Raw genomic sequence first — 20,334 nt, 5'->3', positions numbered from 1 at the left:
AAAAGCCGTCCCAAGGACGGCTGATCTGTGTAACGGCTGCAATCAACGACGGGTCAACAACACTCCGGATTCCATGTGATGGGTCCACGGGAACTGGTCGAACATCGCGCATTGAGTAATGCGGTGAGTGTCGTTCAGTTGGGCGATGTTGGCCGCGAGGGTTTCCGGGTTGCAGGAAATGTAGAGGATGTTGTCGAAGCGCCGGGTCAGTTCGCAAGTATCCGGGTCCATGCCGGCGCGGGGCGGATCGACGAACACGCTACCGAACTCGTAGCTCTTGAGGTCGATGCCGTGCAGGCGACGGAACGGGCGAACTTCGTTCAGGGCTTCGGTCAATTCTTCGGCAGACAGACGCACCAGCGTGACGTTATCCACCGCGTTTTCGCTCAGGTTGCTGAGTGCCGCGTTGACCGAGGTCTTGCTGATTTCGGTGGCCAGCACTTTGCGCACGCGGGTAGCGAGCGGCAAAGTGAAGTTGCCATTGCCGCAATACAGCTCCAGCAGATCATCCGGGCGATCGCCAAGGGCGTCATACGCCCAGTTGAGCATCTTCTGGTTCACCGTGCCGTTGGGTTGGGTGAACGCGCCTTCCGGCTGGCGATAGCTGAAGGTACGGCCGCCGACTTCAAGTTGCTCGACCACGTAATCGTGACCTATCACTTCGCGTTTGCCCTTCGAGCGACCGATGATGCTGACGTTCAGGTCGGCTGCCAGCTTCGACGCCGCCGCGTGCCAGTGCTCGTCCAGCGGGCGGTGGTAGCACAGGGTGATCATCGCATCGCCGGCCAGCGTGGTCAGGAACTCCACTTGGAACAGCTTGTGGCTCAGGGCTGCACTCGCTTGCCACGCCGCCTTGAGCTGCGGCATCAACTGGTTGATGCGCAGGCTTGCGATCGGGAACTCTTCGATCAGGATCGGCGTGCGTTTGTCTTCCTGGGAAAACATTGCGTAGTGGCGCTCGCCGGCTTCACGCCACAGGCGGAATTCGGCACGCAGGCGGAAGTTTTTCAGCGGCGAATCGAACACCGCAGGCTCGGGCGCACCGAACGGGGCCAGCAGATCACGCAGGCGCGTGACCTTTTCTTCGAGCTGAACGGCGTAGGCCTGGGAATCAAAAGTCATGCGTTGAACCAACCTAACTTGATCACGAACAGAATCGACAGAACCACCAACGCCGAGTTCAGCTCACGGCCACGGCCGGACAGCAACTTGATGGCGGTCCAGGAAATGAATCCGAACGCGATACCGTTGGCGATGGAGTAAGTGAATGGCATAGCCAGCGCAGTGACTACCACTGGCGCGGCAACGGTGATGTCGTCCCAGTCTATTTCCGCCAGCCCCGAGGTCATCAATACGGCGACGAACAGCAAGGCAGGTGCGGTGGCGAAGGCCGGTACGCTGGCGGCCAGTGGCGAGAAGAACAGCGCCAGCAGGAACAGAATCGCCACCACGACGGCGGTCAGGCCGGTGCGGCCACCGGCACTCACGCCGGCTGCGGATTCGATATAGCTGGTGGTGGTCGAGGTGCCCAGCAACGAGCCGGCCATGGCCGCGGTGCTGTCGGCGATCAGGGCACGACCCATTTTCGGCATGTGGCCGTCCTTGCCCATCAGGCCGGCGCGCTTGGCGACGCCGATCAGGGTGCCGGAGTTATCGAACAGATCGACGAACAGGAAGGCGAAGATCACGCTGACCAGACCAATGTCCAGTGCGCCTTTGATGTCCAGTTGCAGGAAGGTTGGCGCCAGCGACGGTGGCATCGACATCACGCCGCCGAACGGGCTGAAGCCCAGCAGGATGGAAACGATGGTCACCGACAGAATGCCGATCAGCACCGCACCGCGCACTTTCAGGGCCTCCAGGGCAACGATCAGGGCAAAGCCCAGGGTTGCGAGGATCGGCGCCGGTTGCTTCAGGTCGCCGAGGCCGACCATGGTCGCCGGGTTGCTGACGACGATGCCAGCGTTGTGCAGGGCGATCAGTGCCAGGAACAGGCCGATGCCGGCGGCAATCGCCGAACGTAGCGCCAACGGGATGCTGTTGATGATCCATTCACGGATGCGGAAGATCGACAGCAGGAAAAACATCACCGCCGAGAGGAACACCGCACCCAGCGCCACTTGCCAGGTATGGCCCATGTGCAGGACCACGGTATAGGTGAAGAAGGCGTTCAGGCCCATGCCCGGTGCCAGGGCGATCGGGTAGTTGGCGATCAGGCCCATGGTCGTCGAGCCGATGGCGGCGGCCAGACAGGTGGCGACAAACACCGCGCCCTTGTCCATGCCGGTCTCGCCGAGGATGCTCGGGTTGACGAACAGAATGTAGGCCATGGCCAAAAAGGTCGTGACGCCCGCCAGAATCTCGGTCCGCACGTTGGTGTTGTGTGCCTTGAGTTGAAACAGCCTTTCCAGCATGTCTGCTCCCCGTGGCGCGCCCGGCGCCGTGAATGTATCGACCTCAACAGCAAAGCACAGACCGCCGTAGGCGCCTGGGAATTTTCTGTGGGTCGGAAAAAGCCGCGCATCATACCAGCAGCGTAGAGCCATGGCTGCTTATGGCAGCGATCGTCGTCGATGTTTTGCCAAAAAGGGAACTGCGCCATACTGCGCGCTGTTTTTTAGGGCAGGGAAGGACGGAATATGAAGTACATGAGCACGCGCGTGGTTGCCGCATTCGCAATGTTGATCGCGTTGTTCCTGGGTGCCCAAACCGCCTTGGCAGCGACGGCTCCACCACTGAGTCAGGTCAAGGTGCTCAAGGTCGAGTCGCCCAACTGTGGCTTTGAAGATATTGCGGACAAGCAGGAGCAGACTCGTTGCGATCACCAGGGGCCGAACATCAAGGTGTATGTGCTGGAAGTCGGCTACGGTCGCGAAGCCCATGTTGCCCTGGACGGTTTCGAGGTGGATGGTACCCGGACCCCAGTCTGTGCTTTTGATACCGGCAACCTGACCGAGTGCTCAGTCGGGAAAAAAACTGTCGGCTATCTGTACATCTTCAACCTGGCAGGCAAGCAGGACGGCATCTTCACGTTCCGCAACACCTCGATCAACGCGCCGGGCAACACGATGTCGACGCAGCTTTACATCAAGTAACGGCCAGGCTCGAACAAGGGTCAGGAAAGCTGACTACGCTTTAAAGATCATTCTCTGGACCGCGCCCATGACCTTTAGAGCCCTGATTACCCTCGCCGAGGGCATCGACGATCTGCAAACCGTGACCCTGATCGATGTACTGCGCCGCGCCAAGGTTGAAGTGGTGGTGGCCAGTATCGAGTCGCGGCGCATGCTGACCTGCGCGCGCGGCACCCGCCTGACCGCCGATGCGATGCTGGTGGATTTGCTGGCCCAACCCTTCGACTTGATCGTTTTGCCCGGCGGCGCCGTAGGGGCGCAGCATTTGGCAGCCCACCAACCCCTGCAACAATTGATCAAGGACCAAGTCGCCGCCGGACGCTTGTTCGCCGGCATTGCCGAAGCGCCGGCGTTGGCGCTGCAAATTTTTGGCGTGCTGCGTCAGCGGCGCATGACCTGCCTGCCCTCCGTCAGCCATCAATTGTCGGGCTGCAACTTCGTCGATCAACCGGTGGTGGTCGATGGCAATTGCATCACCGCCCAGGGTTCGGGTGCCGCGCTGGAGTTTGCGCTGACGCTGGTGGAGCAACTCTGCGGCAAAGCCACGCGGTCGGCGGTGGCGGGGGAATTGCTTGTTTAGAAATATCAGGCGTGGACAGCAATCGGCTCGATGAGCGGTTGCTCACGCTGCTCCGCCTGCCAGAGATCGTAGTCGGTCTGAACGCCTAACCACATACGAGCTTTACCGATTCCAGCCCGCTCCAGGCGTACCGCCAGATCCGGACTGATGGGCGCATGGCCGTGCAGCACTCGCGAAAGATGCGGGCGGGCGAATCCAAGGTGTCGGGCCAGTTCGGTGACGCTGATGCCAAGCTCGGGCAATACATCCATCAAAAGTGTTTCGCCAGGGTGTGGCGGGTTGTGCATGGGCATGGTCCTGCCTCCTGTCAGTGATAGTCCAGATAGTCGACCAGTTCGATATCCGAACCAATAAAACGAAAAATAACCCGCCAGTTCCCCGAAACACTGAGTGACCAATATTCGACCAGATCGCCCTTGAGCGGATGTAATCGCCACCCCGGAAGGTCGAGGTCGTCGGGAGTCGCTGCGCGATCCATAAACTGCAGCATGCGAGCCAGACGCTTCGCATGATCTGCTCGAATCCCACGAGTCGAACCGGTTTCGTAGAAGCCACGAAGGCCTTTGTGCTGAAAGGATTTGATCATGCTCAGAGTGTAAGGCGATACATTACACTTGATGCACTATCTATGTATTGCACTTGGTCGGAGAATTTATGCTTGGTGCTGATTGCCGGCCTTTTTTGGATGCAGGTGTGGGACATTCCTGTCCCCCCTGATCAGCTTCAGGCCCTGACTTCTTCCACCGGTCCCGGTACATGCATACGGTCGCGGTTGGCCAGGGTCGGGAACAGTTTGACCCAGGCCCCGGTCACCATCAGTGTGCCGATGCCGCCCATCACCACGGCCGGTACGGTGCCGAACCAGTGGGCCGTCAAGCCAGATTCGAATTCGCCGAGCTGATTCGAAGCACCGATGAATAAACCATTCACGGCACTGACCCGACCGCGCATCTCGTCGGGGGTTTCCAACTGCACAAACGAGGCACGGATCACCATGCTGATCATGTCCGCCGCACCCAATACCACCAGCACGGCGAGGGAAAACCAGAACGAAGTCGACAGGCCGAAAGCGATGGTCGCCACACCGAATACGCCTACGGCGGTGAACATCACCCGTCCGACGTTGCGTTCCACGGCAAATCGCGCCAGAAGCAGCGACATCAGCAGTGCGCCCACCGCAGGGGCCGAACGCAGCAGGCCCAGACCCCAAGGGCCGGTCAGCAGAATATCTTTGGCGAACACCGGCAGCAGCGCAGTCGCGCCACCCAGCAAGACGGCAAACAGATCCAGGGAAATCGCCCCGAGAATATCCGGACGGCTGCGAATGAAGCGGATGCCTGCGAGCAGCGAATCCAGGGTCGCCTTGCCCTTGTTCAACGGTGTCTGCCGAGCCGGTAGGTTAAGCATCAGCGCACAGGCGATGAGGTAGAGGATCACCGTCGGGCCATACACCCAGACGCTGCCGAAGGCGTAAAGCAAACCGCCCAGCGCCGGGGCAACGATGGTGGCCGATTGCTGCGCAGATTGCGCGGCAGCAACCGCGCGCGGGAATAAAGCACTGGGCACGATGCTCGGCAGCAAGGCCTGGGTGGTTGGCATCTCGAAGGAGCGGGCGGCGCCGAGCAGGAATGCGAGGATGAAGATCATCTCCCGGGTGACATGGTCAGTCGCGCTGCCGATGGCCAGCGACAGGGCGATCAGCGCTTGCACAGACTGACAGATCGCCGCGACCTTGCGCCGGTCATAGCGATCCGCGACATGCCCGGTGTGCAGCATGAACAACACCCGCGGGGCAAATTCCACCAGACCCACCAGACCCAGATCGAGCACATTGCCGGTCAGTTGATACAGATTCCAGCCGATGGCCACGGTCAGCATTTGAAAACCGCTGGCGGTAAATACCCGAGCCAGCCAGAACGCGATAAAAGGGCGGTGATGACGTAACAGCAGGGGCGCTTGGCTGGGCATCTGAAGGCAAGTCTGGGTGAGGGGAAGGGCGAGATTATCACCAACCTGTAACCGGGAGTTGCGAGCACGGAAAATTTAGTTAGCTAGACACCGATCCCACAGAACATACAAATCTCTCTGTGGTGAGGGAGCTTGCTCCCGCTGGGATGCGAAGCAGCCCCGAACCTGCTACCCCATACCACAGGCACATCGCGTTACCCCGTTTTACGACTGCTGCGCAGCCGAGCGGGAGCAAGCTCCCTCGCCACAGGGAATGCATTGCAGCGCATGACCAAACCCGTGAGGCAACCTGTCACGCGGCAATAGACCACACCGTCCATCGGCAAAAATGCGACTACTCTTTCAACGTTGCTTGATCCAGATCAAGACCCTTCGTGGAAATGATCCGGTGGCCAGATGGCCAGATTCCCTACGTTGTGATGATGGTAGAAAAAGAACGAGTTCAAATTCGCCACACTCCATAACCGTGGGGGCAGTGGGTGCAGGCCGCAAGCCTTCAGCCAGTATTACCTGACAGAGGAAGACTTATGTTCGGTTTGGAGGCACTTGATCTCGCCCGGATTCAGTTCGCGTTCACCATTTCGTTCCACATCCTGTTCCCGGCCATCACCATTGGTCTGGCGAGTTACCTGGCGGTACTCGAAGGCCTGTGGCTGAAGACGCACAACGACACTTACCGCGATCTGTACCATTTCTGGTCGAAGATCTTTGCCGTCAACTTCGGCATGGGTGTGGTGTCCGGCCTGGTCATGGCCTATCAGTTCGGCACCAACTGGAGCCGCTTCTCGGATTTCGCCGGTTCCGTGACCGGGCCGTTGCTGACCTACGAGGTACTCACCGCGTTCTTCCTCGAAGCCGGTTTCCTCGGCGTTATGCTGTTTGGCTGGAACAGGGTCGGGCGCAAGCTGCACTTCTTCGCCACGGTCATGGTCGCCATCGGTACCCTGATTTCCACCTTCTGGATTCTCGCCTCCAACAGCTGGATGCAGACCCCGCAGGGCTACGAAATCGTCAACGGCCAAGTCATTCCAGTGGACTGGCTGGCGATTATCTTCAACCCGTCGTTCCCCTACCGGTTGATGCACATGGCTACGGCGGCGTTCGTCGCTACCGCCTTCTTCGTTGGTTCGTCGGCGGCCTGGCATTTGTTGCGCGGCAAGGACAACCCGGCCATCCGCACCATGCTCTCGATGGCCATGTGGATGGCGCTGATCGTGGCGCCGATCCAAGCCGTCATCGGTGACTTCCACGGCCTCAATACCCTCGAGCACCAGCCGGCGAAAATCGCTGCGATTGAAGGTCACTGGGAAAATGTCGGCGATGAACCGACCCCATTGATCCTGTTCGGCTGGCCGGACATGAAAGCCGAAAAGACCAAATTTGCGGTCGAGATTCCGTACCTGGGCAGCTTGATCCTGACCCACACCCTGGACAAACAAGTGCCGGCGCTCAAGGAGTTCCCGCCTGAAGACCGGCCGAATTCGACCATCGTGTTCTGGTCGTTCCGGGTCATGGTCGGCCTGGGTTTCCTGATGATCTTCACCGGTTTGTGGAGCCTGTGGCTGCGCAAGCGCGACACGCTGTATACCTCGCGTCCGTTCCTGTACCTGGCGCTGTGGATGGGCCCATCCGGCCTGATCGCGATTCTCGCCGGCTGGTTCACCACTGAGATTGGCCGCCAGCCGTGGGTGGTCTACGGCTTGATGCGCACGGCGGATGCGTCCTCCGGGCACAGTTTCGTGCAGATGAGCATCACCTTGATCATGTTCGTTGTGGTGTATTTCGCGCTGTTCGGTGCCGGTCTTGGCTACATGATGCGCCTGGTGCGCAAAGGGCCGAAGATCGACGAAGGCAAAGAAACCAACGAGGGTGGTCCTGGCCAGAAACGCACGCCGGCCCGTCCGCTGTCCGCTGCCGACGACAATGGTGACGCTGATCACAACAACAGCCTGACCAAGGAGATTTGAATCATGGGTATTGATCTTCCGCTGATCTGGGCCGTGATCATCATCTTCGGCATCATGATGTACGTGGTCATGGACGGTTTCGACCTGGGGATCGGGATTCTCTTCCCGTTCATCAAGGGCAAGACCGACCGTGACGTGATGATGAACACCGTCGCCCCGGTCTGGGACGGCAACGAAACCTGGTTGGTATTGGGTGGCGCGGCATTGTTCGGCGCCTTCCCGCTGGCCTATTCGGTGGTGCTCTCGGCGTTGTACCTGCCGCTGATTTTCATGCTGATCGGGTTGATTTTCCGTGGCGTGGCCTTTGAGTTCCGCTTCAAGGCCAAGGACGCCAAGCGCCATCTATGGGACAAGGCATTCATCGGTGGCTCGATCGCCGCCACCTTCTTCCAGGGTGTGGCATTGGGTGCGTTCATTGATGGGCTGCCGGTGGTCAATCGGCAGTTTGCCGGTGGCTCACTTGACTGGCTGACACCGTTCACGATGTTCTGTGGCGCGGCGCTGGTGGTGGCTTACGCATTGCTCGGCTGCACCTGGCTGATCATGAAGACCGAGGGCAAGCTGCAGGAACAGATGCATGACCTGGCACGACCATTGGCCTTCGTGTTGCTGGCGGTGATTGGCATCGTCAGCATCTGGACGCCGTTGGCCCACGCCGAGATCGCCGCACGCTGGTTCACCCTGCCTAATCTGTTCTGGTTCCTGCCGGTGCCGATTCTGGTGCTGGTAACTTTGTACGGTCTGATTCGCGCGGTGGCTCGCAATGCGCATTACACGCCATTCCTGTTGACCCTGGTGCTGATCTTCCTCGGCTACAGCGGTCTGGGTATCAGCCTGTGGCCGAACATCGTGCCGCCGTCGATCTCGATCTGGGACGCTGCCGCACCGCCGCAGAGCCAGGGCTTCATGCTGGTGGGCACGCTGTTCATCATCCCGTTCATCCTGGGTTACACCTTCTGGAGCTACTACGTGTTCCGCGGCAAGGTCACCCATGAAGACGGTTACCACTAGCCCATACGAATACGGCGCAAGGTTGATACCTGCGCCGTTGCAGAGGAGAACGCGATGATGGCTGGCAGACCTGATTTGCAGGAAATCGAAGCCGCAGAGAAAAAGCCGCTTTGGCAACGACTCGGCTGGCTGGCGTTGATCTGGGCCGGCAGCGTTGGGGCACTGTTCATCGTGGCCACGCTGATGCGCATGTTCATGAATGCCGCGGGCCTGAGCACCCACTGAAATTCCCATCCCGTTGCCTTGCGGCACGGATTTTTAACCCTCCTGCGACGGAGGGTTTTTTTTGCCTGCTTTTATTTGCGTGCCTTGAGAATCACGAACTTGGGAGTAGCGGCTACTTGTTCGACGCCGCGGAACAGCCGCGCAAGCTTGCTGTGATAGCCCAGATGACGGTTGCCGACGATGTACAGCGCGCCGCCCACCACCAGCGCTTCGCGCGCTTGCTGGAACATCCGCCAGGCCAGGAAATCGCCGACCACTTGCTGTTGGTGGAATGGCGGATTGCACAGCACCACGTCGAGGGATTGGGGTTCCTGCCCCGCCAAACCATCGCCAGCACGCACGATCACGTCACGATCACCCAGCGCCGCGCGCCAGTTTTCAGCCGCCGATTGCACGGCCATGAACGACTCGTCCACCAGTGTGTAGCGGGCCTCAGGATTCTGCAGGGCACTGGCGATCGCCAACACGCCGTTGCCACACCCCAGATCGGCGACCCGAGCTGCGCCCAGGTTCTTCGGCAGGTGCGGCAAAAAGGCCCGCGTGCCGATATCCAGCCCTTCGCGGCAGAACACATTGGCATGATTGAGCAGTTCGATGGCAGGTTCGTCGAGCCGATAGCGGGTCGGATAGGGAGACACAGCAGGTGCTTTGGCTTCTGGCGTGGCGATCAGCAGCCGCGCCTTCTTCACGGCCAGTGAGGCTTGCACCGGGCCGATGTAGCGCTCCAGCAGATCACCCGCGGCGCGTGGCAGATGCTTGACCATCGCGGCGGCAATCACTTGAGCACCGGGAGCCAATTGACCGTGTAGCCGGATCAGTTGCTCTTCCAGCAGCGCCAGGGTTTTCGGTACTCGAATCAATACCCGGTCAAACGGCCCGATGAACGCTTCGCTGGCAGGCACCTTCGGGACCGCATCAAACGGCTGGTCGTTGCGCATGAGGTTCTTTTCGAGCCCCTGAAAGGCCAGGAATGAATCGCCGCTGCTGGTCACCCGGACCTTGCCCGCCAGGCTGGCGGCCAATGCGCCGAAGCTGTCGTTGAGTACCAGTACGCGAGTATCTGCTGTCGGTAGTTGCTCGGCCAGATGATTGAGCAGGTATTCGTCCGCAGCATCAAACGCTTGCAGCGGTTCGCTCTGCTGTTCTGGCTGGCGGATCAGGTCGAGTTGAGCGAAGGGTGTTTGGAGCAGGGGCATGAGGCGGTGGCTCTGGTAATCAACGGGGGGCCGCCGCTTCGGGGCGTTGTAGCGGGCGGAACCATCCGAGCGGACAGCGTCGTGGAACTTTCCACGGCATCACTCAGAACGGATCGCAATGGTACGTTTTTTTCGTCCGGATTACTCGCAGGGATTCTCTCATTCGAACAGTTTCAGATAACCCCCGATCTTGCTGCGCTGATCACCGCTGCAATCTTGTTGTTGACGCCAAATTTGCGGATAGCGCCCTTTATATGGAAATTTACTGTGCTTTCACTCAGCCTGAGGATGATTGCGATCTCGCATGCCGTCTTGCCGACGGCTGAATATTTCAGCACTTCGACTTCTCTGCATGATAAATGCACCGTGACCGGCTTCTGCGAGGGCGCACGCAGGTCTTTCGCGACAAGACCGTGCAGATGACGGCCAATAAACATCGCGTAGCCCAGATTTTTGTACAGTTCATATGCGGTAATCGGGCAATGGGTTCTGGCCACGCTCAGCATGCTGCAAAGCCCGTTCTTATCATGAACGGATTGGGACCAACCGTAGTGCAACCCCTGGCTTTTTTGCGCTTGCCACAGCCTGGGTGTTTTTGAATAGCTTTCTTCTTGCCAGAGAATCGGCACTTCGGACTCATGGCAGTGGGCTAGTATTGGATCAATCGCATCGTAATGCTCGTTTTGATATTTCGTGTTCCATTCACTAGGGTAATTATTCAGATTTATCTTATGGAGGTGTGCTCCTGTTGTTGGGGATGTTATTGAAAATGCACAAAATTTAAAGCCCATATTTTTAACGAGGTTAAGCGATATCTCGTACGCGGTCTCTATTTTTTGAGCACAAGAAAGCTGTGTTATCTGTGACTCCTTCCACGCTTTCATTTGGTAACTCCAGGCGGACTTTCTTGGGGGGGTGCCGATTGGATCCAAGATCCGGCACGTCCCAGAGTGTAGGAGAATTCTTACATGGATGCTGAACTATTTTGTTCTTTAAAAAAGCGTGGAGCGGCATAACGGGTCTTAGCTATTTTATGTGCAAAGACAAAGTCCCAACCTTCATGTGTTTGTTTTAATTGTTGTACAAGTTTTATAACTTGGATGAAAGACATTACAAATCATCGGTGTTTACACCGCCTGCTTTGCGGGACACTGGCGTTATCTGTTGAATGGAGCGACCCATGACTGCCAGTGCAGAAAAATTCACTCGCCAGACGCTGCTTGACGTCCAGCCATTGACTCCCAATCTGTTTACTCTGCGGACCACAAGGGATCCGGGCTTTCGTTTTCGCGCTGGGCAATTTGCCCGTTTGGGCGTGACCAAAGCAGACGGCAGCACGGTGTGGCGGGCTTATTCCATGGTCTCTTCGCCCTATGACGAGTTCCTCGAATTCTTCTCTATTGTTGTACCGGGAGGGGAATTCACCAGTGAACTGAGTCGGCTGGAAGCTGGCGCTACGCTGCTGGTCGACCGTCAGGCCTTCGGTTATCTGACGCTGGATCGCTTCGTCGATGGCCGTGATCTCTGGTTGTTATCCACAGGCACGGGCGTGGCGCCGTTTCTGTCGATCCTGCAGGATTTCGAAGTGTGGGAAAAATTCGAACGAATCATCCTGGTCTACAGCGTGCGCGAAGCGCGGGAGCTTGCGTACCAGGAACTGATTGCGGGGCTGGTGCAGCGCGACTATCTCACCGAGTACGTGCACAAACTGCAATTCATTCCCACCGTCACCCGCGAACAGCATCCGGGTGCCTTGAATGGGCGGATCACCAGACTCCTGGAAAATGGCGAACTGGAACAGACGGCCGGTGTAGCGCTGACAGCCGAGCATTCACGGGTGATGCTCTGCGGTAACCCACAGATGATCGATGAGACGCGCAAGCTATTGAAACAGCGGGACATGCACTTGAGCCTTAGCCGCCGACCTGGCCAAGTGGCGGTGGAAACCTACTGGTAAACAAACGGCGCCCCGAAGGCGCCGTTTCTCTGGGCAATCAGCGATCAGGGCCGATTGTTCTGAGCCTTGAGCAGATCGCGGATCTCGCTCAGCAGTTCTTCTTCCTTGGTCGGAACCGGCGGCAGGGTTGGCGCAACGGCCTCTTCGCGTTTCAGACGGTTGATAGCCTTGACGCCCATGAAGATCGCGAAGGCAACGATGATGAAGTCGATCATGCTCTGGATGAACTTGCCGTACGCCAGCACCACTGCCGGGACATTACCGTTGGCAGCCTTGAGCGTAATGGCCAGGTCACTGAAGTCCACCCCACCGATCAGCAAGCCGATTGGCGGCATCACCACATCGCCGACAAACGAAGAAACGATTTTGCCGAAGGCAGCGCCGATGATGATACCGACGGCCATGTCGACCACATTACCTTTGACCGCGAAGGCCTTGAACTCACTTATCACGCCCATAGGTTATTTCCTTGTTACAGATGAGGTTGGTGAACGCAGTGTAAATCAGCAAAACGTCCCTTGCTTGAAACGCCTTCTTACAATGCCCGTGTCTATCGACACATCTTCCAGCAATTAGTTTACAAAATGCCACTATTCGCGCGCGTCTACCCGCTCTAGACCGGGCTTTCCAGAACCTTTTGGCTATCGCCCCGGTACTGGATTTCTATTTATGTTTTGGCCTTTGGGTCACTAGCCTCTGTGGTGCGCACCAGGATGCGCTTAATAAAACCAGAGGAAACTTCCATGACAACTCCCCTTGGCCTCGGGGCTTTTCCCCTCCGTCGAACCTTCGGCGTTCTGACCGTCAGCCTGCTGTCCTTCTCCATCAATGCTGCGACATTGACCCGTGATAACGGTGCCGCTGTCGGCGACAACCAGAACTCGCAAACCGCCGGCGCGACCGGGCCGGTGCTGTTGCAAGACGTACAGTTGATCCAGAAGCTCCAGCGTTTCGACCGTGAACGCATTCCCGAGCGCGTGGTGCACGCCCGTGGCACCGGCGCCCATGGCACGTTTACCGTGACCGACGATCTCAGTGACTTGACCAAGGCCAAAGTATTCGCCGGCGGCCAGAGCACGCCGGTATTTGTGCGCTTCTCCGCGGTGGTCCATGGCAACCATTCGCCGGAAACCCTGCGTGACCCACGGGGGTTCGCCACCAAGTTCTACACCGCGGACGGTAACTGGGACCTGGTCGGCAACAATTTCCCGACCTTCTTCATCCGGGACGCCATCAAGTTCCCGGACATGGTCCATGCCTTCAAGCCGGACCCGCGCACCAACCTTGACGACGACTCCCGTCGTTTCGATTTCTTCTCTCATGTTCCTGAAGCCACTCGCACCTTGACCGAGCTGTATTCCAACTCCGGCACCCCGGCCAGTTATCGGGAGATGGACGGCAACGGTGTACATGCCTACAAGTTGGTTAATGCCAAAGGTGATGTTCACTATGTGAAATTTCACTGGAAAAGTTTGCAGGGGATAAAAAATCTCGATCCCAAGGAAGTTAGCAGCGTTCAAGGTAAAGACTACAGTCATATGACCAATGACTTGGTCGCCCATATTAACAAGGGGGACTTTCCGAAGTGGGACTTGTACGTCCAGGTTATAAATCCTCAAGATTTGTCCAGGTTTGATTTCGATCCATTGGACGCCACTAAAGTCTGGCCGGGTGTTCCTGAGCGAAAAGTTGGACAAATGGTGTTGAACCGTAATCCGGCGAATGTATTCCAGGAAACCGAACAAGTGGCGATGGCGCCGGCCAACTTGGTTCCGGGTATTGAACCTTCGGAAGACCGCTTATTGCAGGGGCGAGTGTTTTCGTATGCCGATACCCAACTGTATCGCCTGGGAGCCAATGCTCTGCAGTTGCCGATCAACGCACCGAAAATCGCCGTGAACAACGGTAATCAGGATGGTGCGATGAACATCGGCGCCAGCAGCACGGGGGTGAATTACCAGCCGAGCCGTCTGCTGCCCCGTGAGGAGCCGCAAACCGCGCGTTACAGCCAGTCGACCCTGTCGGGCAGCACGCAGCAGGCGAAGATTCAGCGTGAGCAGAACTTCAAGCAGGCCGGCGATCTGTATCGCTCGTTCAACCAGAAGGAACGTCAGGACCTGATCGACAGCTTCGGCGGCTCGCTGGCCACCACCGATGACGAGAGCAAGCACATCATCCTGTCCTTCCTGTACAAGGCCGACCCGGAATACGGGACAGGCGTAACCAAAGTGGCCAAGGGTGATCTGGCCCGGGTCAAGGCGTTGGCGGCCAAACTGGTCGACTGATCTATCTGCCTGAAGCGGGGCCTCGTACGGGGTCCCGTCTGACCAAGGAGTCCCGCCATGCGTTTTTATCTGTCTGTGTTTCTGGCGTGCGTGTCGTTCGGTGTATTTGCCGGGCCTGACGCGCAAGTCTCGAAGGACCCCGAGGCGCTGAAAGCGCAATTACAGGATTACTATTTCGATGCCGCCCGAAGGGGGGATGTGCCGATGCTCGAGACCTTCATCGAGGCCGGCTATCCCCTCGACACCCGCGACAGCAAGGGGTACACCGCGCTGATTCTGGCCGCTTATCACGGCCAGAGTGCCGCCGTGGAGCGCTTGCTCGCGGCTGGTGCGGACGCCTGCGCTCAGGATCAACGCGGCAATACCGCGCTGATGGGCGCGATTTTCAAAGGCGAAGTGCAGATCGCTCGTACCCTGCTGGCCGCCAATTGCAGCCCCGACCAACGCAACGGCGCCGGGCAGACTGCCGCAATGTATGCCGGGTTGTTCAAGCGCGTCGAGTTGCTCGACGCACTCAAGGCCAAAGGGGCGGACCTGAACGCCGAGGATCCGTTGGGCAACAGTGCCGCGCGTCTGGCCAGCGGTGAAATCCGCACGGCGGCGCCGCGCTGATCCGCGTCAGCTGAGCTATCATCGCGGTTTTTGCCGGGAGTTCAGATGGCCAAGGCCAAGCGCATGTACGGCTGCACCGAGTGTGGCTCAACCTTCCCCAAGTGGGCCGGCCAGTGCGGCGAATGCGGGGCCTGGAACACGCTGACCGAAACCATGGTGGAGAGTGGCGGCGCCGCAGCCCCCAGCGGTCGCACCGGTTGGACCGGCCAGCAGGCGCAGATCAAAACCCTGGCCGAAGTCAGCGTCGAAGAGATTCCGCGTTTCTCCACGGCGTCCAGTGAGCTGGATCGTGTTTTGGGCGGCGGCTTGGTGGATGGCTCGGTGGTGCTGATCGGTGGTGACCCTGGCATCGGCAAATCGACCATTTTGTTGCAAACCTTGTGTAACCTCGCCAAGAGCATGCCGGCGTTGTATGTCACCGGCGAAGAGTCCCAGCAACAAGTGGCCATGCGTGCCCGGCGGCTGGGCTTGCCTCAGGATCAACTGCGGGTGATGACTGAAACCTGCATTGAAACCATCATTGCCACCGCCCGGCAGGAAAAGCCCAAGGTGATGGTGATCGACTCGATTCAAACGATCTTCACCGAGCAACTGCAGTCGGCACCGGGTGGTGTCTCCCAGGTGCGCGAAAGTGCGGCATTGCTGGTGCGTTATGCCAAGCAAAGCGGCACGGCGATTTTCCTCGTGGGCCATGTCACTAAAGAAGGTGCGCTGGCCGGCCCCCGAGTGCTGGAGCACATGGTCGACACCGTTCTGTATTTCGAAGGCGAATCCGATGGGCGCCTGCGTTTGCTGCGGGCGGTGAAAAACCGGTTCGGCGCGGTCAACGAATTGGGCGTGTTCGGCATGACCGACAAAGGCCTGAAAGAAGTCTCCAACCCTTCAGCGATTTTCCTGACACGCGCCCAGGAAGAAGTCCCGGGCAGCGTGGTCATGGCCACGTGGGAAGGCACCCGGCCGATGCTAGTGGAAGTCCAGGCGCTGGTGGACGACAGCCATCTGGCCAACCCGCGTCGGGTGACGCTCGGTCTGGATCAGAATCGCCTGGCCATGTTGTTGGCGGTTTTGCACCGCCACGGCGGCATCCCGACCCACGATCAGGACGTGTTCCTCAACGTGGTCGGCGGAGTGAAGGTCCTGGAAACCGCTTCTGATCTGGCGCTGATGGCGGCGGTCATGTCCAGTTTGCGCAACCGGCCGCTGCCGCACGATCTGCTGGTGTTTGGCGAAGTCGGGTTGTCGGGTGAAGTACGCCCGGTACCGAGTGGCCAGGAGCGCTTGAAAGAGGCGGCCAAGCACGGCTTCAAACGCGCCATCGTACCCAAGGGCAACGCGCCGAAAGAGCCGCCGCCGGGGTTGCAGATTATCGCCGTGACGCGCCTGGAACAGGCCCTCGACGCACTGTTCGAATAAACCGTAAACGGGACACAAACCCTGTGGGAGCGAGCAGGCTCGCTCCCACAATGGAAGGGGGAGGCCTTCAGGCTTCGATCAGGGCACCCAATTCGCGCTCTAGTTCCCGGGGATCGCCCAGGTTGAACTCAATCAACCGCCGCAGGCGCTCGATGGATTCCAGGCTGATGTGTTTGCAGACGAACCCGAGCTGGCCATGGTCATCGTGGGTCAGTTGCACATCCATCTTGATGGCGAGGTCATCGTTGAGATGAATGTCGACCAAAAAATGCCATTCCCGATTACCCAGCCATGGCTCGGGCTTCTCGACCAGCAGTCCCTTGAGCGACAGGTCAATCAGCCGCACCGGCCAGGTGAATTCCCCTTGGCTCAGCTCGGTTCGTGCATCGAACGCAATACGTCTGAAGCGGCGGCGATCGGCAGGTTGTTCGCTCATGGCGCAATCCTCGTAAAGGTTCGCTGACTATAGACCTGCATTGCCGAAGGCTGCCAGCACAGTGATGGCTCTAGACTGATGTCGAACTATGGTCTTTGCCGCCAGTAGCGCTAAACTCGAGATGGCTGTCTTTCTTGTCCACTCTGGCTGGAATCATAAAATGAAAAATAATAATAGCCCGCTACGCCACTTACCCTGGCTGCTGCTGGCAGTCGTAGGAGCGTGCGCCCTGGGCGTAGTGGCATTGCGTCGAGGCGAGGCGATCAACGCCTTGTGGATCGTGGTCGCCGCCGTGGCCATTTATCTGGTCGCGTATCGCTACTACAGCCTGTTCATCGCTAACAATGTGATGCAACTCGATTCGCGTCGGGCTACCCCCGCCGTGCTCAATAATGATGGTCTGGACTACGTGCCGACCAACAAACACATCCTTTTCGGTCACCACTTCGCAGCCATCGCCGGCGCGGGGCCGCTGGTCGGTCCGGTGTTGGCGGCGCAGATGGGGTATCTGCCCGGTACGCTGTGGCTGATTGCCGGCGTGGTGTTGGCCGGTGCGGTTCAGGACTTCATGGTCCTGTTCATGTCCACCCGCCGCAACGGCCGTTCCCTGGGCGACATGGTCCGTGAAGAAATGGGCCGCATCCCCGGGACCATCGCGCTGTTTGGCTGCTTCCTGATCATGATCATCATCCTCGCGGTGCTGGCGCTGATCGTGGTCAAGGCACTGGCCGAAAGCCCTTGGGGCATCTTCACGGTGATGGCGACCATTCCGATCGCGATGTTCATGGGCATCTACATGCGCTACATCCGCCCGGGCCGCATCGGTGAAATCTCGGTGATCGGCGTGCTTTTGCTGCTGGGTTCGATCTGGCTGGGCGGGCAGATCGCCGCTGACCCGGTCTGGGCCAAGGCGTTCAGCTTTACCGGCGTGCAAATCACCTGGATGCTGATCGGCTACGGCTTCGTGGCGGCGGTGTTGCCGGTGTGGTTGATTCTGGCGCCACGTGACTACCTGTCGACCTTCCTCAAAATCGGCACCATCGTCGCACTGGCGATCGGTATTCTGATCACCATGCCCGAGCTGAAAATGCCGGCATTGACCCAGTTCATCGACGGCACCGGGCCGGTGTGGAAGGGTGGGCTGTTCCCGTTCCTGTTCATCACCATCGCCTGTGGCGCAGTGTCGGGTTTCCATGCGCTGATCTCCTCCGGCACCACGCCGAAGCTGCTGGATAACGAAGTCAACGCTCGCTACATCGGTTACGGCGGCATGCTGATGGAATCCTTCGTGGCGATCATGGCGATGGTGGCCGCTTCGGTGATCGAACCGGGCGTGTACTTCGCCATGAACAGTCCGGCGGCGGTCGTCGGCGGTGATGTGGTGGCGGTGGCACAAGCCGTCAGCAACTGGGGTTTTGCGATTACTCCGGAAGCCCTGCAAGCAGTGGCCAAGGACATCGGTGAAACCACCGTCCTGGCCCGTGCCGGTGGTGCGCCGACGCTGGCGGTCGGTATCGCGCAGATTCTGCACAGCGTGCTGCCGGGTGAAAACACCATGGCGTTCTGGTACCACTTTGCGATCCTGTTCGAAGCGCTGTTCATCCTCACCGCGGTCGACGCCGGTACCCGTGCCGGACGTTTCATGCTGCAGGACTTGCTCGGCTCCTTCGTACCGGCGCTGAGACGCACCGAATCCTGGACCGCCAACCTGATCGCCACCGCCGGTTGTGTGGCGATGTGGGGCTACCTGCTGTACCAAGGCGTGATCGATCCGCTGGGTGGCATCAACACCTTGTGGCCGCTGTTCGGTATCTCCAACCAGATGCTGGCTGGTATCGCGTTGATGCTGGCAACTGTCGTGCTGATCAAAATGAAACGCCAACGCTACATCTGGGTCACCATGCTGCCAGCCGTGTGGCTGCTGATCTGCACCACCACCGCAGGCTTCATCAAGCTGTTCGATGCCAACCCGGCGATCGGTTTCCTGTCGCTGGCGAAGAAGTACAGCGATGCCCTGGCCGGTGGGCAGATCCTTGCGCCTGCCAAGAGCATCGAGCAGATGCAGCACGTGATCTACAACGCTTATACCAACGCAACGCTGACCGCACTGTTCCTGTTCGTGGTGTTCAGCATCCTGTTCTATGCGCTCAAGGTCGGCATTGCCGCCTGGGGCACCAAAGAACGCACGGATAAAGAGTCGCCATTCCAGGCTCAGCCGGATGCGTAACCTGAGGATTGCACCATGTTCAATGACCTGAGTCGCCTCGGTAAATACCTCGGTCAGGCCGCGCGCCTGATGGTCGGCATGCCCGACTACGACACTTACGTCGAGCATATGCGAACCAAACACCCGGACAAACCGGTGATGAGTTACGAGGCGTTCTTTCGCGAGCGCCAGGAGGCTCGTTACGGTGGCAAGGGTGGACCGAAGTGCTGTTGATGTTTGCGGTTTAGGCAACACACCACTGTAGGGGCACGGCTTGCCGGCGAAAGCGATCTTCGGGATGCTTTCGCCGGCAAGCCGTGCCCCTACCGTTTTTTTGCGTCCGGGAGACCTTATTTTGTTAGCGCCAATCCCTGTCACGATCCTCAGCGGCTTTCTCGGCGCTGGTAAAACCACCTTGCTGCGCCACCTGCTCAAAGCCGAGCACGGCCTGAAAATCGCCGTGATCGAAAACGAGTTCAGTGACGCCGGCATCGACACCCAGCTGTTGGGCGACGAGCCCGTGCAAGTGATGACGCTGTCCAACGGCTGCGTCTGCTGCACCATCCACACCGATTTGACCAAAGCGCTGTACTTGCTGCTCGAACGCCTGGACAGTGGCGAAATCGCTTTCGACCGCCTGGTGATCGAATGCACCGGTCTGGCCGACCCGGCCCCGGTGGCGCAAACCTTTTTCATCGATGAAGAACTGCGTGAGCGTTACATCCTCGACGGCATCATCACCCTGGTGGACGCGGCCCACGCCGAGCTGCACCTGACCCAGACCATCGCCCAGGCGCAGATCGGTTTTGCCGACCGCTTGTTGGTGAGCAAGCGTGACCTGGTGGATGAGTCGACCTTCACTGCCCTCAGCGAACGCCTGACTCGCATCAACCGTCGTGCACCGATTCGTGTGGTTGACCACGGCAAGATTGATCTGGCCGAGCTGCTCGATGTGCGTGGCTTCAACCTCAATGCCGACCTCGGTGGTGGTGTGAGTTTACGCCCGGTGAGCAAGGCGCCCTCTATCGATCGCATTTCCAGTCTGGTGCTGCGCACCGACAAGCCGCTGGATATCGACAAACTCAGTGAGTTCATGAATCAACTGCTGGAAGACCATGGCAAGCAATTGCTGCGCTACAAGGGCGTGCTGAACATTGCCGGCGAGGACCGGCGGCTGGTGTTTCAAGGAGTTTTGAAACTCTATGGTTTTGACTGGGACACCGAATGGGCCGAGGGAGAGAGGCGCGATAGCGTGATGGTGTTTATTGCCGATGACTTGCCGGAAGAGAAGATTCGGGCAGGTTTTGCCAAGCTTTGATCAGGCCGTTTTTCACATAAAAACCG

General features: G+C 58.8%; 21 protein-coding genes. 12 read left to right on the top strand and 9 right to left on the bottom strand.

Features of this window, described 5'->3' with window-relative positions; genetic code table 11:
* Window positions 1-42: 42 nt before the first annotated feature.
* Window positions 43-1,122: a tRNA (uridine(54)-C5)-methyltransferase TrmA gene (trmA, locus tag AC30D7_RS13590; RefSeq protein ID WP_305410214.1), complete on the bottom strand. Its 1,080-nt coding sequence runs from the start codon at window positions 1,120-1,122 to the stop codon at window positions 43-45.
* On the bottom strand, window positions 1,119-2,414 hold the full coding sequence (locus AC30D7_RS13585; RefSeq protein WP_105343705.1) for an NCS2 family permease: 1,296 nt from the start codon (window positions 2,412-2,414) through the stop codon (window positions 1,119-1,121). Before AC30D7_RS13585 ends, trmA begins: the two co-directional genes overlap by 4 nt.
* A 225-nt stretch (window positions 2,415-2,639) precedes the next feature.
* Between AC30D7_RS13585 and AC30D7_RS13580 the strand changes: the two genes are divergently transcribed.
* Together AC30D7_RS13580 and AC30D7_RS13575 are read left to right on the top strand one after the other, a co-directional pair.
* Window positions 2,640-3,095, top strand: coding sequence for a DUF4879 domain-containing protein (locus tag AC30D7_RS13580; RefSeq protein WP_490134399.1), 456 nt, complete (start codon window positions 2,640-2,642; stop codon window positions 3,093-3,095).
* 67 nt (window positions 3,096-3,162) lie between these two features.
* Window positions 3,163-3,714 (top strand): DJ-1 family glyoxalase III, encoded by a 552-nt coding sequence (locus AC30D7_RS13575; RefSeq protein ID WP_490134398.1) that lies wholly within the window; start codon window positions 3,163-3,165, stop codon window positions 3,712-3,714.
* Window positions 3,715-3,719: 5 nt separating this feature from the next.
* Here the strand turns inward: AC30D7_RS13575 and AC30D7_RS13570 are convergent, their stop codons facing one another.
* The 3 genes from AC30D7_RS13570 to AC30D7_RS13560 all read right to left on the bottom strand — a co-directional run bounded on the left by AC30D7_RS13570 (window position 3,720) and on the right by AC30D7_RS13560 (window position 5,682).
* Window positions 3,720-4,007: a HigA family addiction module antitoxin gene (locus tag AC30D7_RS13570; RefSeq protein ID WP_019581299.1), complete on the bottom strand. Its 288-nt coding sequence runs from the start codon at window positions 4,005-4,007 to the stop codon at window positions 3,720-3,722.
* Window positions 4,008-4,021: 14 nt separating this feature from the next.
* Complete coding sequence (locus tag AC30D7_RS13565; protein ID WP_019581298.1) at window positions 4,022-4,300, bottom strand: type II toxin-antitoxin system RelE/ParE family toxin; 279 nt, start codon at window positions 4,298-4,300, stop codon at window positions 4,022-4,024.
* Window positions 4,301-4,437: 137 nt separating this feature from the next.
* On the bottom strand, window positions 4,438-5,682 hold the full coding sequence (locus AC30D7_RS13560; protein WP_490134397.1) for an MFS transporter: 1,245 nt from the start codon (window positions 5,680-5,682) through the stop codon (window positions 4,438-4,440).
* Window positions 5,683-6,209: 527 nt separating this feature from the next.
* Here AC30D7_RS13560 and AC30D7_RS13555 point away from each other — a divergent pair.
* The 3 genes from AC30D7_RS13555 to AC30D7_RS13545 are packed head-to-tail and all read left to right on the top strand — an operon-like array spanning window position 6,210 to window position 8,885.
* Window positions 6,210-7,649, top strand: a complete 1,440-nt coding sequence (locus tag AC30D7_RS13555) for a cytochrome ubiquinol oxidase subunit I (protein WP_490134396.1) — start codon at window positions 6,210-6,212, stop codon at window positions 7,647-7,649.
* A gap of 3 nt (window positions 7,650-7,652) precedes the next feature.
* Window positions 7,653-8,660 carry a cytochrome d ubiquinol oxidase subunit II gene (gene cydB / locus AC30D7_RS13550; RefSeq protein ID WP_105343715.1) on the top strand — a complete coding sequence of 336 codons (1,008 nt, stop codon included), beginning with the start codon at window positions 7,653-7,655 and terminating at the stop codon, window positions 8,658-8,660.
* A 57-nt stretch (window positions 8,661-8,717) separates the two neighbouring features.
* The gene (locus AC30D7_RS13545; RefSeq protein WP_490134395.1) at window positions 8,718-8,885 is read left to right on the top strand and encodes a DUF2474 domain-containing protein; all 168 of its coding nucleotides are present in this window, start codon (window positions 8,718-8,720) and stop codon (window positions 8,883-8,885) included.
* Window positions 8,886-8,956: 71 nt separating this feature from the next.
* Here the strand turns inward: AC30D7_RS13545 and AC30D7_RS13540 are convergent, their stop codons facing one another.
* Entirely contained in the window at window positions 8,957-10,081 is a 1,125-nt protein-coding gene (locus tag AC30D7_RS13540) for a methyltransferase (RefSeq protein ID WP_490134394.1), read from the bottom strand.
* Between the two features lie 173 nt (window positions 10,082-10,254).
* Window positions 10,255-10,965, bottom strand: coding sequence for an autoinducer binding domain-containing protein (locus tag AC30D7_RS13535; protein WP_490134393.1), 711 nt, complete (start codon window positions 10,963-10,965; stop codon window positions 10,255-10,257).
* A gap of 296 nt (window positions 10,966-11,261) precedes the next feature.
* On the opposite strand from AC30D7_RS13535, the gene AC30D7_RS13530 reads away from it, so the two are divergent.
* Window positions 11,262-12,038, top strand: a complete 777-nt coding sequence (locus AC30D7_RS13530) for a ferredoxin--NADP reductase (protein WP_490134392.1) — start codon at window positions 11,262-11,264, stop codon at window positions 12,036-12,038.
* A 44-nt stretch (window positions 12,039-12,082) separates the two neighbouring features.
* On the opposite strand, the gene mscL is transcribed toward AC30D7_RS13530, so the two are convergent.
* Complete coding sequence (mscL, locus tag AC30D7_RS13525; RefSeq protein WP_019581290.1) at window positions 12,083-12,496, bottom strand: large-conductance mechanosensitive channel protein MscL; 414 nt, start codon at window positions 12,494-12,496, stop codon at window positions 12,083-12,085.
* A 285-nt stretch (window positions 12,497-12,781) separates the two neighbouring features.
* Here mscL and katB point away from each other — a divergent pair, with 285 nt between their 5' ends.
* From katB to radA, 3 genes are read left to right on the top strand one after another with little or no spacing between them, the layout of a single operon-like run.
* A complete protein-coding gene (katB, locus tag AC30D7_RS13520; protein WP_490134391.1) occupies window positions 12,782-14,323 on the top strand; it encodes a catalase KatB in 1,542 nt (513 codons plus the stop codon).
* A gap of 57 nt (window positions 14,324-14,380) precedes the next feature.
* On the top strand, window positions 14,381-14,935 hold the full coding sequence (locus AC30D7_RS13515; RefSeq protein ID WP_490134390.1) for an ankyrin repeat domain-containing protein: 555 nt from the start codon (window positions 14,381-14,383) through the stop codon (window positions 14,933-14,935).
* 45 nt (window positions 14,936-14,980) lie between these two features.
* Window positions 14,981-16,348 carry a DNA repair protein RadA gene (gene radA, locus AC30D7_RS13510; RefSeq protein ID WP_019581287.1) on the top strand — a complete coding sequence of 456 codons (1,368 nt, stop codon included), beginning with the start codon at window positions 14,981-14,983 and terminating at the stop codon, window positions 16,346-16,348.
* Window positions 16,349-16,415: 67 nt separating this feature from the next.
* On the opposite strand, the gene AC30D7_RS13505 is transcribed toward radA, so the two are convergent.
* A complete protein-coding gene (locus AC30D7_RS13505; RefSeq protein WP_064620492.1) occupies window positions 16,416-16,784 on the bottom strand; it encodes a PilZ domain-containing protein in 369 nt (122 codons plus the stop codon).
* A 160-nt stretch (window positions 16,785-16,944) separates the two neighbouring features.
* Here AC30D7_RS13505 and AC30D7_RS13500 point away from each other — a divergent pair, with 160 nt between their 5' ends.
* From AC30D7_RS13500 to yjiA, 3 genes are all read left to right on the top strand, one after another.
* Window positions 16,945-19,011, top strand: a complete 2,067-nt coding sequence (locus tag AC30D7_RS13500) for a carbon starvation CstA family protein (RefSeq protein WP_490134389.1) — start codon at window positions 16,945-16,947, stop codon at window positions 19,009-19,011.
* A gap of 15 nt (window positions 19,012-19,026) precedes the next feature.
* Entirely contained in the window at window positions 19,027-19,224 is a 198-nt protein-coding gene (locus tag AC30D7_RS13495; RefSeq protein ID WP_490134388.1) for a YbdD/YjiX family protein, read from the top strand.
* Window positions 19,225-19,345: 121 nt separating this feature from the next.
* Window positions 19,346-20,308: a GTPase gene (yjiA, locus tag AC30D7_RS13490; RefSeq protein ID WP_490134387.1), complete on the top strand. Its 963-nt coding sequence runs from the start codon at window positions 19,346-19,348 to the stop codon at window positions 20,306-20,308.
* Window positions 20,309-20,334: the final 26 nt, after the last annotated feature.

Source organism: Pseudomonas sp. DF5 (assembly GCF_058148225.1).
Note: the sequence above shows the minus strand (reverse complement) of the source record. Positions and strands in the feature narration are given on the sequence as shown.

Excerpts from the sequence above, each read along its gene's own strand:
- AC30D7_RS13580 (WP_490134399.1), top strand. The coding sequence starts at position 2,640 with ATGAAGTACATGAGCACGCGCGTGGTTGCCGCATTCGCAATGTTGATC.
- cydB (WP_105343715.1), top strand. The coding sequence starts at position 7,653 with ATGGGTATTGATCTTCCGCTGATCTGGGCCGTGATCATCATCTTCGGC.
- AC30D7_RS13535 (WP_490134393.1), bottom strand. The coding sequence starts at position 10,965 with ATGAAAGCGTGGAAGGAGTCACAGATAACACAGCTTTCTTGTGCTCAA.
- AC30D7_RS13560 (WP_490134397.1), bottom strand. The coding sequence starts at position 5,682 with ATGCCCAGCCAAGCGCCCCTGCTGTTACGTCATCACCGCCCTTTTATC.
- trmA (WP_305410214.1), bottom strand. The coding sequence starts at position 1,122 with ATGACTTTTGATTCCCAGGCCTACGCCGTTCAGCTCGAAGAAAAGGTC.
- AC30D7_RS13495 (WP_490134388.1), top strand. The coding sequence starts at position 19,027 with ATGTTCAATGACCTGAGTCGCCTCGGTAAATACCTCGGTCAGGCCGCG.
- AC30D7_RS13575 (WP_490134398.1), top strand. The coding sequence starts at position 3,163 with ATGACCTTTAGAGCCCTGATTACCCTCGCCGAGGGCATCGACGATCTG.
- AC30D7_RS13545 (WP_490134395.1), top strand. The coding sequence starts at position 8,718 with ATGGCTGGCAGACCTGATTTGCAGGAAATCGAAGCCGCAGAGAAAAAG.
- AC30D7_RS13565 (WP_019581298.1), bottom strand. The coding sequence starts at position 4,300 with ATGATCAAATCCTTTCAGCACAAAGGCCTTCGTGGCTTCTACGAAACC.
- mscL (WP_019581290.1), bottom strand. The coding sequence starts at position 12,496 with ATGGGCGTGATAAGTGAGTTCAAGGCCTTCGCGGTCAAAGGTAATGTG.
- AC30D7_RS13555 (WP_490134396.1), top strand. The coding sequence starts at position 6,210 with ATGTTCGGTTTGGAGGCACTTGATCTCGCCCGGATTCAGTTCGCGTTC.
- AC30D7_RS13500 (WP_490134389.1), top strand. The coding sequence starts at position 16,945 with ATGAAAAATAATAATAGCCCGCTACGCCACTTACCCTGGCTGCTGCTG.
- AC30D7_RS13505 (WP_064620492.1), bottom strand. The coding sequence starts at position 16,784 with ATGAGCGAACAACCTGCCGATCGCCGCCGCTTCAGACGTATTGCGTTC.
- AC30D7_RS13530 (WP_490134392.1), top strand. The coding sequence starts at position 11,262 with ATGACTGCCAGTGCAGAAAAATTCACTCGCCAGACGCTGCTTGACGTC.
- AC30D7_RS13570 (WP_019581299.1), bottom strand. The coding sequence starts at position 4,007 with ATGCCCATGCACAACCCGCCACACCCTGGCGAAACACTTTTGATGGAT.
- AC30D7_RS13540 (WP_490134394.1), bottom strand. The coding sequence starts at position 10,081 with ATGCCCCTGCTCCAAACACCCTTCGCTCAACTCGACCTGATCCGCCAG.
- radA (WP_019581287.1), top strand. The coding sequence starts at position 14,981 with ATGGCCAAGGCCAAGCGCATGTACGGCTGCACCGAGTGTGGCTCAACC.
- katB (WP_490134391.1), top strand. The coding sequence starts at position 12,782 with ATGACAACTCCCCTTGGCCTCGGGGCTTTTCCCCTCCGTCGAACCTTC.
- AC30D7_RS13515 (WP_490134390.1), top strand. The coding sequence starts at position 14,381 with ATGCGTTTTTATCTGTCTGTGTTTCTGGCGTGCGTGTCGTTCGGTGTA.
- AC30D7_RS13585 (WP_105343705.1), bottom strand. The coding sequence starts at position 2,414 with ATGCTGGAAAGGCTGTTTCAACTCAAGGCACACAACACCAACGTGCGG.